This window comes from Dietzia sp. NPDC055340 (genome assembly GCF_053645335.1).
The window spans coordinates 1-15,540 of record NZ_JBSHML010000028.1; the positions used below are offsets into that span (position 1 = coordinate 1).

The 15,540-nt window shown below is 70.6% G+C and carries 13 protein-coding genes; 6 read left to right on the forward strand and 7 right to left on the reverse strand.

Annotated features, from left to right (window positions below; genetic code table 11):
• Positions 1–171: 171 nt before the first annotated feature.
• The 5 genes from ACWIFB_RS16540 to ACWIFB_RS16560 form a co-directional block, all read right to left on the reverse strand.
• Positions 172–1,341: an acyl-CoA dehydrogenase family protein gene (locus tag ACWIFB_RS16540; RefSeq protein WP_452099215.1), complete on the reverse strand. Its 1,170-nt coding sequence runs from the start codon at positions 1,339–1,341 to the stop codon at positions 172–174.
• Positions 1,342–1,544: 203 nt separating this feature from the next.
• Positions 1,545–2,057, reverse strand: a complete 513-nt coding sequence (purE, locus tag ACWIFB_RS16545) for a 5-(carboxyamino)imidazole ribonucleotide mutase (protein ID WP_452099214.1) — start codon at positions 2,055–2,057, stop codon at positions 1,545–1,547.
• 57 nt (positions 2,058–2,114) lie between these two features.
• Complete coding sequence (locus ACWIFB_RS16550; RefSeq protein ID WP_452099213.1) at positions 2,115–3,401, reverse strand: 5-(carboxyamino)imidazole ribonucleotide synthase; 1,287 nt, start codon at positions 3,399–3,401, stop codon at positions 2,115–2,117.
• 22 nt (positions 3,402–3,423) lie between these two features.
• Positions 3,424–3,987, reverse strand: a complete 564-nt coding sequence (locus tag ACWIFB_RS16555; protein ID WP_452099212.1) for a PH domain-containing protein — start codon at positions 3,985–3,987, stop codon at positions 3,424–3,426.
• Positions 3,988–3,990: 3 nt separating this feature from the next.
• On the reverse strand, positions 3,991–4,884 hold the full coding sequence (locus ACWIFB_RS16560) for a biotin--[acetyl-CoA-carboxylase] ligase (protein ID WP_452099211.1): 894 nt from the start codon (positions 4,882–4,884) through the stop codon (positions 3,991–3,993).
• A 178-nt stretch (positions 4,885–5,062) separates the two neighbouring features.
• Between ACWIFB_RS16560 and ACWIFB_RS16565 the strand changes: the two genes are divergently transcribed.
• The 5 genes from ACWIFB_RS16565 to ACWIFB_RS16585 all read left to right on the forward strand — a co-directional run bounded on the left by ACWIFB_RS16565 (position 5,063) and on the right by ACWIFB_RS16585 (position 10,243).
• Positions 5,063–6,712 carry an acyl-CoA carboxylase subunit beta gene (locus ACWIFB_RS16565; protein ID WP_230930239.1) on the forward strand — a complete coding sequence of 550 codons (1,650 nt, stop codon included), beginning with the start codon at positions 5,063–5,065 and terminating at the stop codon, positions 6,710–6,712.
• Complete coding sequence (locus ACWIFB_RS16570; protein ID WP_452099210.1) at positions 6,709–6,966, forward strand: acyl-CoA carboxylase subunit epsilon; 258 nt, start codon at positions 6,709–6,711, stop codon at positions 6,964–6,966. Before ACWIFB_RS16565 ends, ACWIFB_RS16570 begins: the two co-directional genes overlap by 4 nt.
• A gap of 139 nt (positions 6,967–7,105) precedes the next feature.
• Entirely contained in the window at positions 7,106–7,537 is a 432-nt protein-coding gene (locus ACWIFB_RS16575) for a cupin domain-containing protein (RefSeq protein WP_454058822.1), read from the forward strand.
• 21 nt (positions 7,538–7,558) lie between these two features.
• Positions 7,559–8,269: a Maf family protein gene (locus tag ACWIFB_RS16580; RefSeq protein ID WP_452099208.1), complete on the forward strand. Its 711-nt coding sequence runs from the start codon at positions 7,559–7,561 to the stop codon at positions 8,267–8,269.
• A 186-nt stretch (positions 8,270–8,455) separates the two neighbouring features.
• A complete protein-coding gene (locus ACWIFB_RS16585) occupies positions 8,456–10,243 on the forward strand; it encodes an acetyl/propionyl/methylcrotonyl-CoA carboxylase subunit alpha (protein WP_452099206.1) in 1,788 nt (595 codons plus the stop codon).
• A 144-nt stretch (positions 10,244–10,387) separates the two neighbouring features.
• On the opposite strand, the gene ACWIFB_RS16590 is transcribed toward ACWIFB_RS16585, so the two are convergent.
• A complete protein-coding gene (locus ACWIFB_RS16590; protein ID WP_452099205.1) occupies positions 10,388–12,169 on the reverse strand; it encodes a glycerol-3-phosphate dehydrogenase/oxidase in 1,782 nt (593 codons plus the stop codon).
• 82 nt (positions 12,170–12,251) lie between these two features.
• Here ACWIFB_RS16590 and glpK point away from each other — a divergent pair, with 82 nt between their 5' ends.
• Positions 12,252–13,811 carry a glycerol kinase GlpK gene (gene glpK / locus ACWIFB_RS16595; RefSeq protein WP_452099204.1) on the forward strand — a complete coding sequence of 520 codons (1,560 nt, stop codon included), beginning with the start codon at positions 12,252–12,254 and terminating at the stop codon, positions 13,809–13,811.
• Positions 13,812–14,034: 223 nt separating this feature from the next.
• On the opposite strand, the gene ACWIFB_RS16600 is transcribed toward glpK, so the two are convergent.
• On the reverse strand, positions 14,035–15,441 hold the full coding sequence (locus ACWIFB_RS16600) for an NAD(P)H-quinone dehydrogenase (protein WP_452099203.1): 1,407 nt from the start codon (positions 15,439–15,441) through the stop codon (positions 14,035–14,037).
• Positions 15,442–15,540: the final 99 nt, after the last annotated feature.

Below are 15,540 nucleotides of genomic sequence, written 5' to 3' on the forward strand. Positions count from 1 at the left end.
ACACCCCGAACGCTTCCGCACACCACCAAAAGCACCACCACTGCCCACCACAACCGGAATCAACCACCTGTCCAAAACAGGTTGACAACTACCGAATGCGGGTAGCGGATCCGGCGCTCGAGTAGCGGATTCCAGGGCGGGCGGGTGTGCGAGGCGCGTACGCCTCCGAGATCAGCTCAGGACCTGGCGGGCCATGACCATGCGGCAGACCTGGTTGGTGCCCTCGTAGATCTGGGTGATCTTCGCGTCGCGCATCATGCGCTCGACCGGGAAGTCCCGCGTGTAGCCGGCGCCGCCGAAGAGCTGCACGGCGTTGGTGGTGACCTCCATCGCCACGTCCGAGGCGAAGGTCTTGGAGGCGGCGGCCAGGAAGCCGAGCTTCTGACCACCGGGCGCGATGCCGCGCTCGGCGTTGGCGGCCGCGGTGTAGACCATCAGGCGGGCGGCCTCGACCTTCATCGCCATGTCGGCCAGCATGAACTGGGTGTTCTGGAAGTCCGAGATCGCGCGACCGAACTGCTTACGCTCCTGTGTGTAGGCGATCGCCGCATCCAGCGCGCCCTGGGCGATGCCGACGGCCTGCGCACCGATGGTGGGGCGCGTGTGATCGAGCGTCTGCAGGGCGGTCTTGAACCCGGAGCCCGGCTCACCGATGATGCGGTCACCGGGGATCCGGACGTTCTCGAAGTACAGCTCGGCGGTGGGCGAGCCCTTGATGCCGAGCTTCTTCTCGGTCTTGGAGACACCGAAGCCCTCATCGGCCGCGTTGACCATGAACGCCGAGATCCCGCTGGCGCCCTTCTCCGGGTCCGTCACGGCCATGACCGTGTACCAGGTCGACTTGCCGCCGTTGGTGATCCACGCCTTGGAGCCGTTGAGGACCCAGTCGTCGCCGTCGGCCTTCGCGCGGGTGCGCATGGCGGCGGCGTCCGATCCGGCCTCACGCTCCGACAGCGCGTACGAGGCCATCTTGCCGCCGGCGATCTCGGGCAGGACCTGCTTCTTGAGGGCGTCGTCGCCGGCCAGGATCAGACCCATGGTGCCGAGCTTGTTGACCGCCGGGATGAGCGAGGACGAACCACAGACACGCGCGACCTCCTCGATCACGATGCAGGCGGCCACGGAATCGGCGCCCTGGCCGTCGTACTCCTCCGGAACGTGGACGGCGTTGAAGCCCGAGGCGTTGAGTGCGTCGAGCGCCTCCTGGGGGAACCGCTCCTGCTCGTCGACGTCCGCGGCGTGGGGCTCGATCTCCTTCTCTGCCAGAGCGCGGATCGCTGCCCGGAGCTCCTCGTGCTCCTCCGCCGGGCGGTACAGGTCGAAATCGGGGTTGCCGGACATGTGCGGGCCTCCATGAGGGAATCGTCGGTGCTGGTCGCGCAGCGGGCGTCGAGCCGAGCCGTCCGAGGTGTCCGTCGTTCGCCGGCACCGATGGCGACCCGGGGATCCCAGGCTGCACCCAGGCGCCCACGTTACCAGCGGTTAACTGTCGTTTCCGCCGGAGAAAGCCAGCTCGTTCCGCATCGCGGAACCGAGAGTGGGCGTCAGCCCAGGAGCCGGTCGCGCAGCGCCTGGTCCTTGCGCTCGACCATCGCCTCGAGGTCGGCCTGGAAGGCCTCCATGCGCCCGAGCAGAGCGGGGTCGGAGGCCCCGAGGATGCGCACGGCCAGCAGACCCGCGTTACGCGCCCCGCCGATCGACACCGTCGCGACCGGCACGCCCGCCGGCATCTGCACGATCGACAGCAGCGAGTCCATGCCGTCGAGGTACTTCAGCGGGACCGGGACGCCGATGACCGGCAGCGGCGTGGCCGAGGCCACCATGCCCGGCAGGTGCGCTGCTCCCCCGGCGCCGGCGATGATCACCCTGATGCCGCGGCCGGCGGCCGACTGCGCGTAGTCGAGCATCTTCTGCGGGGTGCGATGGGCGGAGACGACCCCCACCTCGAAGGGGATCCCGAACTCGGCCAGCGCCTCGGCAGCGGCCTCCATGGTGGGCCAGTCGGAGTCGCTGCCCATGATCAGACCGACCTGCGGCCCGCTCTGTCGCGCGGTCATGTCGTCGCCTTTCGTCGAGGTGGTGTCACCGTGGTGTTCCGCTGAGCGAGTGCAGGATCAGCGTTCGAAGTCCGCGACCGGCGCCCCCGTGTGGGGGTCCCACCCGTCGGCCCAACGCCCGTGGGAGAGCCAGTGCGCGGCGAGCTCGGCCACCGAGCGCACGGCCGCGACCTGATCCGCGTCGTCCGGGTCGACCCCCGGATCGCCCAGGACGTTGACGTGGCCGATCTTGCGGCCGGGTCGCTCGGACTTGCCGTAGAGGTGCACCTTGGCGTGCGGGAATCGGGCTCCGAGATGGTGGACGCGCTCGTCCATGCTCATCTCGGGCGTCTCGGCGGCGCCGAGCACGTTGGCCATTACCGTGACGGGCGCGGTGGGGACGGTGGAGCCGAGCGGGTAGTCGAGGACGGCCCGCAGGTGCTGCTCGAACTGGCTGGTCGTGGCGCCGTCCATGGTCCAGTGCCCGGAATTGTGCGGACGCATGGCCAGCTCGTTGATCAGCACGCCCGGTCGACCGTCGGACCCGACGACCTCGAACAACTCGACCGCCATCACCCCGGTCACGTCGAGGTGCTCGGCCAGGCGCAGCGCGGTGGCCTGCACCGCGGAGCGCAGGTCGTCGGGTAGCCCGGGGGCAGGCGCGACGACCACAGCGCAGATGCCGTCCCGCTGCACGGTCTCCACGACCGGCCACACGGCGCCCTGCCCGAACGGCGAGCGCGCCACCATCGCGGACAGCTCGCGGGTCCACGGCACGCGGGCTTCCGCCATCATCGGCACGCCGGCCTCGAGTTGCTCGGCGGCGATGCGCTCGGCTTCCTCGAGTGAGTCGGGCATCCACACCCCGCGACCGTCATATCCGCCGCGCGCCGCCTTGAGGACGATCCGCCCTTCCTGCTCGCCGTGGAACCGCCGCACGTCGTCGAGGGAGTCGATACCGGCGAAGGCGGGCACGGGCGCGCCGATCTCCGCGAGCGCGTTACGCATCACGAGCTTGTCCTGCGCGTGGATGAGCGCGGAGGCGCGGGGCCGAACGGCGATGCCGTCCGCCTCGAGCGCGAGCAGGATCTGCGGTGGGACGTGCTCGTGGTCGAAGGTCATCACGTCGGCGCCCTCGGCCGCGGTGCGCACCGCGTCCGGGTCGTCGTGGGCGCCGATCACCACGTCGGGGGTGACCTGGGCGGCCGGATCCAGCGGGTCCGCGGCGAGGACGCGCAGGGTCTGGCCGAGGGCCACGGCGGACTGATGGGTCATGCGGGCCAGCTGCCCGCCGCCGATCATCGCCACGACTGGGGTACCGAGCGGATTGCGGCGGATGCGCGAGTCGTCGTTCACGCCGTTCATCGTCTCACGTGGAGTAGGGCCCTCACCTACGCCCCGGGAGCCCCCAGCGAAACCGGGGCTCCGGGGCGAGCGGAGTGGGCGGCGGCGGGGGCGGGAGCCGGAGGAGTTCGTCGTACACGGCGGCGTGGACCCGGGCCACCTCGGGAACGTCCTCGATCTCCACCGGCGGCAGGTGTCCGAGCTCGAGGATCAGACAGCCGGTGCCCATCGCGCGGTCGCTGAGGGTGTGCCGGAACCGGACCGCGCTGATGCGCCGCAGGGGCACGTCGACGCACTTTCGCGACGAGCCGGCCGGCCGGTAGAGCACTCGTTCGTCGGTGACGATCAGGTCTGTGCGCGCCCAGCGGACCGCCGGCCACAGCGCCAGTCGCAGCACGACGAGCAGGTACATCACCGCGACCATGGCCCAGGTGACGCTGCGGTCGGACGGGTCCGGCATCTGCACTTCGATGAACCCGCCGGCGATCCCGGCCAGCCCGGCGGCGACGACGGCGACCAGCGCGGGTCGGATGAGCTGCCGCCAGTGGGGGTGGGTGTGGACGATCAGCGCCTCCCCCGGCGCGACGACCGTTCGGACGAACCCCACGGGTCAGCCGCCCCACCGACCGCCGGTGCCGCGGACGTGGGTGACGTCCCCGGCCGCGACGGCGAACTCCTCGCCGGAGGTCCCGCCCTCGTGTGGGACGACGACGAGCCGGCCCTCCCGGTCCACCCTCACCGCCCGTCCGGTCCTGACGATGTCCCCTGGCAGCTCGACGCGGACCTCGGCCCCGATGGTCGAGCAGGCCTCCGTGTAGGTCGACATGAGCTCGTCCGAGATGGTCGAACCGCTGCCCCGTTCGCACTCACGCCACTGCTGGTGACGCAGCGCGAGCGCCTCCAGCACGGCGCGGGCGATCGCGTCCCGGTCCGCCGAGCCCCCGGCGAGCGTGAGTGAGGTGGCGTGCGGGACCGGGAGCTGGTCCTGCGTGAGCGAGATGTTGATTCCGACGCCCACCACGACCGCGGGCAGCCGCACCCGGAAATCCCCGGCCGCGGGCACGGTGGTCATCTCCGCGAGGATGCCGGACAGCTTGCGCCCCTCGATCAGGACGTCGTTGGGCCACTTGAGCGTGGCGTCCACCCCGGCGGCCTCGCGCAGCCCGTCCCGGACGGCCAGGCCGGTGACCAACGGCAGCCATCCGAAGAGCGTGGGCGTGACGGCACCGGGCCGCAGCAGGATGCTCACGGCGACCTGGGTCCGGGGCGGGGCCGTCCACTCGCGACCGAGTCGACCGCGGCCCGAGGCCTGGTATTCGGCCAACAGCACACTCCGGTCCGGGGCCCCGTCCGCCGCACGCGCAAGCAGCTCGGCGTTGGTGGAACCGATCTCGTCCACCACCTCGAGAGAGGTGTACGGCGCACCGGCGACCTCCACCAGGGCGTGGCGGAGCGCGGCGGCGTCCAGCCTGGGCGGGGTGACGGTTGTGGGGTCGGCATGCACGTCTTCCAATGTAGGTCGCCGCTACGACATCCCGCGCCCGCGCGCGCCCCGTGCCCGGTCAGACGCTCCTCGCCGGGGCTGAAATGGCGCCCTCAGGAGGGCGGCGGGGTCGCCTGTCGGGGGATGTAGGCCGGGTCACGTCGCCACGGACGGGAATGACTCGTTAGAGTCTTGCAACATGACGACTGCCTCAGAACCGGACGTGAGCGCCGACGTCCCCACGGACGCCGCGACCCCCGACATCCACACCACCGCCGGGAAGCTGTCCGAGTTGCGGCGCCGCCTCGACGAGGCCCGCGCCCCGATGGGACAGGCCGCGATCGACAGGACCCACGACAAGGGCCTGCTGACGGCCCGCGAGCGGATCGAGAATCTCCTCGACCCGGGCTCCTTCGTGGAGATCGACGCGCTGGCCCGTCACCGCGCCACCACCTTCGGCCTGGCCGAGCGCCGCCCACTGGGCGACGGCGTGATCACCGGCTACGGCACCATCGACGGTCGCGCCGTGTGCATCTTCTCGCAGGACGCCACCGTCTTCGGCGGCTCGCTCGGCGAGGTCTACGGCGAGAAGATCGTCAAGGTCATGGACCTGGCGCTCAAGACCGGCCGCCCGATGATCGGCATCAACCACGGTGCCGGCGCCCGTATCCAGGAGGGCGTCGTCTCGCTCGGCCTGTACGGCGAGATCTTCCACCGCAACGTCCTGTCCTCCGGCGTCATCCCGCAGATCTCCCTGATCATGGGCCCGTCCGCCGGCGGCCACGTCTACTCCCCCGCCCTCACCGACTTCACCGTGATGGTCGACAAGACCTCGCAGATGTTCGTCACGGGCCCGGATGTCATCAAGACGGTCACCGGCGAGGAGGTCACGCAGGAGGAGCTCGGCGGTGCCAACACGCACATGACCAAGTCCGGCGTGTCCCACTACACCGCCGCCGACGAGCAGGACGCCCTCGACTACGTCAAGGACCTGCTCTCGTACCTGCCGAGCAACAACCGGGCCGAGGCGCCGCGCTTCCCGTTCCCGGTCGCCGAGGGCGCGATCGAGGACAACCTCACCCCCGAGGACCTCGAGCTCGACACGATCATCCCGGACTCGTCGAACAGCCCGTACGACATGCACGAGGTCATCGGCCACATCGTGGACGACGCCGAGTTCCTCGAGGTCCAGGGCCAGTACGCGATGAACGTCATCGTCGGCTTCGGTCGCGTCGAGGGCCGCAGCGTCGGCATCGTCGCCAATCAGCCCACCCAGTTCGCGGGCTGCCTCGACATCAAGGCCTCCGAAAAGGCCGCGCGCTTCGTCCGCACCTGCGACGCCTTCAACGTCCCGATCCTCACCCTGGTCGACGTCCCGGGCTTCCTTCCCGGCACCGGCCAGGAGTTCGACGGCATCATCCGTCGCGGCGCCAAGCTGCTCTACGCCTACGGCGAGGCGACGGTCGGCAAGGTCACCGTCATCACCCGTAAGGCCTACGGCGGCGCGTACGACGTCATGGGCTCCAAGCACATGGGCGCGGACATCAACCTGGCCTGGCCCACCGCCGAGATCGCCGTCATGGGCGCCTCCGGCGCCGTCGGCTTCGTCTACCGCCCGCAGCTCAAGGAGGCCGCGGCGAACGGTGAGGACGTCGACGCACTGCGCCTGAAGCTGCAGGCCGAGTACGAGGACACCCTCGTCAACCCGTACGTCGCCGCCGAGCGCGGGTACGTCGACGCGGTCATCCCGCCGTCGCACACCCGCCTCCAGGTGGCCCAGGCGCTGCGCCTGCTCGACCGCAAGGTCGTCGAGGTGCCCGCCAAGAAGCACGGGAACATCCCGCTGTGACCGGCGAGCAGAGCACGGCCGACACGGGCGACGCCGCCAAACAGGAGAAGCCGTTCTTCGAGGTCGTCGGTGGCAACCCGTCCGCGGTCGAGGTGGGCATCCTCGCGGCGGTCTTCGCGACCGCCGAGGGCAACGCCGCGCACGCGGGCGAGAGCGACAACGGGATCAAGAACGACTGGGGCTCCTACGAGGACCGTCTCCGGCCACCGTTCGGCTACAACCCGAGCTCATTCCTCAACCGCCGGCAGTACTGACGGTCAGACGGTGAGATAGGACCCACCGGTCCACGCCGCGGCCCCGGCCTCCCCCACAAGGGAGGCCGGGGCCGACGCCGTTTCCGGGCCCCCACTCGGCAGTAGGCTGGCACATATCCGGCCCCGAGGAGGACCTGACATGACCACGGAAGACGCCGCCCCGGCACCCGGCACGGCCGACAGCGTCGCGGCCCCCCGCGACCCCGGCCGCGAGGATCGCGAGCACGGTCGCCGCGCGGGAACGGACGAGGGCACCGCGACGCACCACACGGACGTGATCGGCCGGGCCGACCCCGCGGCCGAACGTCCCGGGGCCTCGATCGTCCACCAGGACGAGACCACCAAGATCGTCGCGTTCGAGTTCGGTGAGGGCCAGGAACTGCCTGACCACGCGGCGTTCCACCCGGTGCTCATCCAGATCCTGCGGGGCCGGGTGGACTTCGGACTCCCCGATCGCACAATCCGGCTGCAGCCGGGCGAGATCCTGCACCTCACGCCCAAGCTGCGTCACCGGGTGCGGGCCCTCGAACCCACCACGCTGACCGTCACGATGCTCCTGCCGCGTGAGTGAGCGGCTCGCTACGCTGAGCCCATGATCTCCTTCGTCCTGGCCTCCGCCTCCCCGTCCCGCCTGCGGATCCTCGAGCAGGCCGGGGTGGATCCGGTCGTCCGGCCCTCCCGCGTCGACGAGGACGCCCTCCAGGCCTCCCTCCCCCCGGGCACGCCGCACGTCCGCGTGGTGGAGGAGTTGGCCCGGGCCAAGGCGAAGGACGTCATGGACCGCGAGGGCGCGGCGCTCGCCGCCGAGGCCCGCGCCGCCGGGGCCACCTCACTGGTCGTGGTGGGTTGCGATTCGATGCTGTTGGTCGACGGCCAGCTCGAGGGAAAGCCGCACACCTACGAACGCGCTATGGAGAGGTGGCGCCGGATGCGCGGCCGGCACGGGGTGCTGCTCACCGGACACGCGATGCTGGTCGCCGACCTCGGCGGCGGGGCTGCTCCCGGTGTAGGTGACGACGACGACGGCGTTGTCGTCGTCACCTACACCGGCGCGGACACCTCGGACACCACGGTCCATTTCGGCGCACCCTCCGACGCGGACCTCGACGTCTACCTCCGCACGGGCGAACCTCTCGAGTGCGCGGGGGCGTTCACGATCGAGTCGCTCGGTGGCTGGTTCATCGACCGCATCGACGGCGACCCGTCGAGCGTCATCGGGCTCAGCCTCCCGCTGCTGCGGCGGCTCCTCGAGGACGCCGGGATGCACGCGCACAGCCTCTGGCGGCCCGAGTTGCGGCCGTGAGATCGACGCCGCATCGGCCGCGCCGCAGGTCAGGGCGATAGCGGATTCACGGCCCCTCCCCCGCCATCGCACCCGGTGACCCCCAACACCACACATGAGGGAGGCCTCTCATTAGACTGCGAAGGAATATCGGTGGGCCCATCGGGGACACCGTCGTTTCAGACGTCCATCACCAGGAGGCCCTGAGTGCCCAGTCATGCCAGCTCTCATATCACGAAGGTCCTCGTCGCCAACCGCGGCGAGATCGCCGTCCGTGTGATCCGTGCGGCGAAGGACGCCGGTCTGGCCAGCGTGGCCGTATACGCCGAGCCCGACGCCGACGCACTGTTCGTCAAGCTGGCGGATGAGGCATTCGCGCTCGGCGGCACCACGTCCGCCGAGTCGTACCTCGTGTTCGACAAGATCCTCGACGCCGCGGCCAAGTCCGGCGCCGACGCGATCCACCCCGGCTACGGCTTCCTCTCCGAGAACGCCGACTTCGCGCAGGCCGTCATCGACGCCGGTCTGATCTGGATCGGCCCGCCGCCGCACGCCATCCGCGACCTCGGTGACAAGGTCACCGCGCGCCACATCGCCGAGCGCGCCGAGGCTCCCATGGCCGCCGGCACCAAGGACCCCGTCGCAGGTGCCGACGAGGTCGTCAAGTTCGCCGAGCAGTACGGTCTGCCCATCGCCATCAAGGCCGCCTTCGGTGGCGGCGGTCGCGGCATGAAGGTCGCGCACAAGATGGAGGAGGTCGCCGAGCTCTTCGAGTCGGCCACCCGTGAGGCCGTCGCCGCCTTCGGCCGCGGCGAGTGCTTCGTCGAGCAGTACCTCGACAAGGCCCGCCACGTCGAGGCCCAGGTCCTCGCCGACCAGCACGGCAACGTCGTCGTGGCCGGTACCCGCGACTGCACCCTGCAGCGCCGGTTCCAGAAGCTCGTCGAGGAGGCCCCCGCGCCGTTCCTCACCGACGACCAGCGCAGCCGGATCCACGAGTCCGCCAAGCGCATCTGCAAGGAGGCCGGCTACTACGGCGCCGGCACCGTCGAGTACATGGTCCAGGGCGACACCATCTCGTTCCTCGAGGTCAACACCCGCCTCCAGGTGGAGCACCCCATCACCGAGGAGACCGCCGGCATCGACCTGGTGCTGCAGCAGTTCAAGATCGCCGAGGGCGAGGTGCTCGAGTTCACCGAGGACCCGAAGCCCCGCGGTCACGCGTTCGAGTTCCGGATCAACGGTGAGGACGCCGGCCGTGGCTTCCTGCCCGCCCCCGGCACCATCACCACCTACGAGGAGCCAGCCGGACCGGGCGTCCGCATGGACTCCGGCGTCGAGCAGGGTGACACCATCGGTGGCCAGTTCGACTCCATGCTCGCCAAGCTGATCGTGTGGGGCGAGGACCGCGACCAGGCGCTCGCCCGCTCGGCCCGCGCCCTGGCCGAGTACAAGATCGAGGGCATGGCCACGGTCGTGCCGTTCCACGCCCATATCGTCGCCAACCCGGCGTTCGTCGGTGACGGCAAGAGCTTCGACGTCTACACCAAGTGGATCGAAGAGGAGTGGGACAACCCGATCGAGCCGTGGACGCCGACCGGTGCCCCGGCTGACGAGGACGAGCCCGTGGAGCGCAAGAAGGTCGTCGTCGAGGTGGACGGCCGTCGCGTCGAGGTCTCACTGCCCGGTGACCTCGCCTTCGGTGGCTCGCACAACGGTGGCACGGTCCGCCGCAAGGCCAAGTCCCGCACCCGTGGCGGCGCTGCCGGTGCCGCCGCGTCCGGTGACGCCGTGTCGGCTCCCATGCAGGGCACCGTCGTCAAGGTGGCCGTCGAGGAGGGCCAGGAGGTCAAGGCCGGCGAGATGGTCGCCGTGCTCGAGGCGATGAAGATGGAGAACCCGGTCACCGCGCACAAGGACGGTGTCATCACCGACCTGTCCGTCGAAGCCGGCGCCGCCGTGACCCAGGGCACGGTGCTCTGCGAGATCAAGTGATCCGCTGACGGCGCCGGCCCTGCCGGCCGGCGTCGTCGCCCCCGCCTGACCCGGCGCCCACGAGAATCCGCTACCCGCGCGCGAGTAGCGGATTCTCGTATTTCAGGCGCTTGCCGCAGCGCAGCAGTATCGACCGCGTGGCTGTCAGTCGGCGGCCACCGACCCGGCCACCACCGGCTCCGCGACCGCCGGATCGAACGAGGTGTCCGTGAGGAACTCGCGGACCTCGGGCACGTTGCGCAGAAATCGGTCGGCCTCGTCGTCGGACTCGGTGACCTGGCTCGCCTCCTCCGCGGCGATCCGCTGTTCGAACAGGCCCACCTCACGCTCGACCCGGCCGGCATCCCAGCCGAGGACCCCGGCCATGAGTTCGGCGGCCTCGCGCGCGCAGGCGACACCGCCGTGCTGGTACTCCATGGAGATGCGGGTGCGCCGCACCAGGACGTCCTCCAGATGCAGCGCCGCCTCCGCGGCCGCCGCGTAGACCACCTCGACGCGCAGATACCGCTCCGCCCCGGCGAGCGGCTCGAGGAGCTCGGGACGGTCGGCGGCCATCTCCAGCACCTCCTCGGTGAGGGTCCCGTACCGGCCCAGCAGGTGCTCGACCTGTTCCTCACGGATCTCGTAGTCGTCCGCGATCCGGTCCGCGCGGTTGACCATCGCCGGGTAGCCGTCGGCGCCCATGAGCGGGATCCGCTCGGTCGTCGACGACGGCACCTCCTCGGCCCGCTCCCCCATCTCGGCCACCGCGGCGTCCACGGCGTCGGCGGCCATCACCCGATAGGTGGTGTACTTGCCGCCGGCCACCACCACGGCGCCCGGGGCGACCGTCATGACCGCGTGCTCCCGGGACAGCTTGGCGGTGGAGTCGGCGCCGCCGGACAACAGCGGCCGCAGCCCCGCGTACACGCCGCGCACGTCCTCGCGGGTGATCGGTTCGGTGAGCACGGAGTTGACGTGGCCGAGGATGTACTCGATGTCCGCGCTCGTGGCCGCCGGGTGTGCGAGGTCGAGTTGCCAGTCGGTGTCCGTGGTGCCGATGATCCAGTACTCGCCCCACGGGATGATGAACAGCACGGACTTCTCGGTGCGCAGGATCAGCGCGGCCTCCGAGTCGACCTTGTCGCGGTCCACGACGATGTGCACACCCTTGGACGCGCGGACGGTGAAGCCGCCCTCCTCCCCGAGCATGCGCTGCAGCTGGTCGGTCCACACGCCGGCGGCGTTGAGCACGACCCCGGCGCGCACGTCGGTCTCCGCGCCCGTCTCGGCATCCCTGACCCGCACCCCGGTGACCCGCTCGCCATCGCGCAGGTATCCGATCACCTGGGTCGAGTTGGACACGACCGCCCCGTGCCGCGCGGCGGTACGGGCCAGGGTGAGGGTGTGCCGGGCGTCGTCGACGAGGGTGTCCCAGTAGCGGATACCGCCGACCACCACGTCCTCGCGCAGGCCGGGGGCGATGCGGTGCGCGCCGGCGCGGCTGTAGTGCTTCTGCGGGGGCACGCTCTTGGCGCCGCCCATGACGTCGTAGAGGACGAAGCCGGCGGCCATGTAGGGGCGTTCCCAGAAGCGGCGGGTCAGCGGGAACAGGAACTTCAGTGGGGTGACCAGGTGCGGGGCGAGTCGGGTCATGCTGAGTTCGCGCTCGTGCAGTGCCTCCGCGACGAGTCCGAAGTCGAGCTGCTCGAGGTAGCGCAGGCCGCCGTGGAACATCTTGGAGCTGCGCGAGGAGGTCCCCGCGGCGAAGTCCCGGGCCTCGACCATCGCGACGTTCAGTCCGCGCGTGGCCGCGTCCACGGCGCTGCCGGTTCCCACGACGCCGCCGCCGACTATCACCACGTCGAACGTCTCCTCGGAAAGCCTGCGCCACGCCTCGGCTCGGCGTTCGGGGCCGAGGACGGACCGGGACCTGATCGTGGGCATGGGGTCTCCCTCCACGGCCGGGGTGAGGTGTTCCGGCCGGTCGAGGCCGACTCTACGCCCGCGCGGACGTAGTCTCAGGGATGTGAGTCGCAACACCTACATTCTGGCCATCGACCAGGGCACCACCTCGACGCGGGCGATCCTGTTCGACGAGAAGGGCCTGCCTGTCGCCACCGCCACCGCGCAGATCGAGCACTCGCAGATCCTGCCGCGCGCGGGCTGGGTCGAGCACGACCCCATGGAGATCTGGTCCAACGTGCGGACCGCGATGGGGCACGTGGCCGGGGACGCCGATCTCGAGCCGGCGTCGGTGCGGGCGATCGGTATCACCAACCAGCGCGAGACCGTGGTGGTGTGGGATAAGGCCACCGGGAAGCCGGTGTACAACGCGATCGTGTGGCAGGACACGCGCACGTCGGGGATCTGCGCGCGCCTGGCCGAGGGTCATCCGGCGGGCGCCGATCGTTTCCGGGAGACGACCGGGTTGCCGCTGTCGACCTACTTCGCGGGCCCCAAGATCCGCTGGATCCTGGACCACCTGGACGAGCGGGGCGAGCGCGGGACGGAGCGGGCCGAGGCGGGGGAACTGCTGGCGGGCACCATGGATTCGTGGGTGGTGTGGAACCTCACGGGTGGGCGGCGTGGTGACGACGACGGCGAGGCCGCCCTGCACGTCACGGATGTCACCAACGCGTCCCGTACTCTGCTCATGGACCTGGGGACCATGCAGTGGAGCGAGGAGATCTGCCGCGAGATCGGCATTCCCCTGGCGATGCTCCCGGAGATCGTGCCCTCGTCCGGTGTGCTGGGGCGCGTCACCAAACGCCGGATGTTCGGCGGGACGCCCATCTCGGGGATCCTCGGCGATCAGCAGGCGGCGCTGTTCGGTCAGACCTGCTTCGAGCCCGGCGACACCAAGAACACGTACGGGACCGGCGCGTTCCTGTTGCTGAACACCGGCACGACGCCCCAGGCCAGCGACAACGGGCTGCTCACCACCGTGGCCTACCAGCTCGGTGACGCCGACCCGGTCTACGCGCTGGAGGGCTCGGTCGCGATGGCCGGATCGTTGGTCCAGTGGCTGCGCGACAACCTCGGGATCATCTCGACCGCGGCCGAGACGGAAGGGCTCGCCATGTCACTGGAGGACAACGGTGACTGCTATCTGGTCCCCGCCTTCTCGGGTCTGCTGGCCCCGCACTGGCGTCCGGACGCCCGGGGCGCGCTGGTGGGTCTGACGCGCTTCCACACGAAGGCCCACATGGCGCGTGCGGCGCTGGAGGCGACGGCGTTCCAGACCCGCGAGATGGTCGACGCCATGTGCGCGGACGCGGGCGAGGCCGCCGGCTCGCTGCGGGTGGACGGCGGGATGGTCGGCAACGGGTACCTCATGCAGTTCCAGGCCGACCTGCTGGGCGTGGACGTGGTGCGCCCCGAGGTCACCGAGACCACGGCCCTGGGCGCGGCGTTCGCGGCCGGCCTGGCCGTGGGCACCTGGGACTCGATCGACCGGCTGCGTGAGCTGTGGCGGGAGGACCACCGCTGGTCGCCGGAGATGCCCGAGGAGGAGCGGGAGCGACTGATGGCCCGCTGGCGCGATGCGGTCGAGCGGACGCTGGGCTGGGCCGACGCCGAGGGCTGACCCTCCCGCATCCTGGCCCGCCCACCACCCCTACCCGCCACCGTTTTCCCGCCACCGCTACCCGCCGCCGGGTTGCGCGCCCTGTGTGCTGCATGCAGACCGACGTGTGCGCCCTGTTTGCGGCAAACAGGACGCACACGTGGGTTGAAAAGGTGCATTCCGGGCGCGCAACCCACTCAGGGCAGTGTCACGCGGGTCGGGCCGGGCGGCCCACCGAGTCGGATCAGTCCAGATCGTCGTGGCGGATGAGCTGGCGGGCGGCCTCGGTGATGGTCCCGGTCATCGACGGGTAGACGGAGAAGGAGCCGGCGAGGTCGGCCACGGTGAGCTGGTTCCGTACCGCGACCGAGATCGGCAGGATGAGCTCGGAGGCGGTGGGCGCCACCACGACGCCGCCGATCACCACGCCCGAGGCGGGGCGGCAGAATAGCTTGACGAAGCCGCGGCGCAGACTGCGCATCTTGGCACGCGGGTTTCCGGACAGCGGCATGACCTCGACGCGGGCGGGGACCTCACCGCTCTCGATCTGCGTGTGCGAGATGCCGACGGTGGCGATCTCCGGGCGGGTGAACACCGCGGAGGCGACGGTGCGCAGGCGGATCGGGCTGACGCCCTCGCCGAGCGCGTGATACATGGCGATGCGGCCCTGCATGGCCGCCACGGAGGCGAGCGGGAACAGGTCCGTGCAGTCGCCGGCGGCGTAGATGCCGGGCGCGGTGGTGCGGGAGACGCGGTCGACCTTGATATGGCCGCTGCGCTGCAGCTCGACGCCGGCGTTCTGCAGGCCGAGCCCGTCGGTGTTGGGAACCGAGCCGACGCAGATGAGGGCGTGGGAGCCCTTGACCGTGCGGCCGTCACCGAGGCGGACGATGATGCCATCCTCGTGATGTTCCACGGCGTCGGCGCGGGCGTGCTTGACCAGAGAGACACCGCGCTCGCTGAGCGCCTCCTCCAGCACCAGCGCGGCGTCGGCGTCCTCGTGCGGCAGTACGCGGTCCCGGCTGGAGACCATGGTGACCTTGACGCCCATCTCGGTGAACGCGGAGACGAACTCGGCACCGGTCACACCGGAACCGATGACCACCAGGTGCGAGGGCAGCTCGGTGAGGTCGTACAGCTGACGCCAGTTGAGGATCCGCTCGCCGTCGGGCTCCGCACCGGAGAGAACGCGGGGGCTGGAGCCGGTGGCCATGAGCACCACGTCGGCGTCGAGGATCTTCTGCTGGCCGTTCTCGAAGGTCACGGCGACCTGGTGCGAGGCCATGCCCGGCTGGGAGTCGTGGACCTTCGCCCAGCCCGACAGCAGGCGGACGCCCTCGCGCTGGAGCTGCGTGCGGATGTCCGCGGACTGGGCCCGCGCGAGCGACTTGACGCGGCCGTTGACCTGGCCGAGCCGGTACGCGGTGGGGTCGAAGTGCGCCTGGACGCCCATCTCCTCCGCGCGGCGCATGTCGGTGCGCACGCCCGTGGTGGCGATGAAGGTCTTGGAGGGGACGCAGTCGTAGAGGACGCAGTTGCCGCCGATGCCGTCCGCGTCGACGATCGTGACATCCGCACCGTACTGGGCGGCGACCAGCGCCGCCTCGTATCCGGCGGGTCCGCCGCCGATGATGATGATGCGTTGCGTCACTGAAGATTCCTCCACGGCTCACGGGGTGTCAGGGCCGGGCGCCGGTTCCGCGGTGGCAGAACTCGTCGCGTCCGCCGTACACGGTAGTCGACCGGCCCG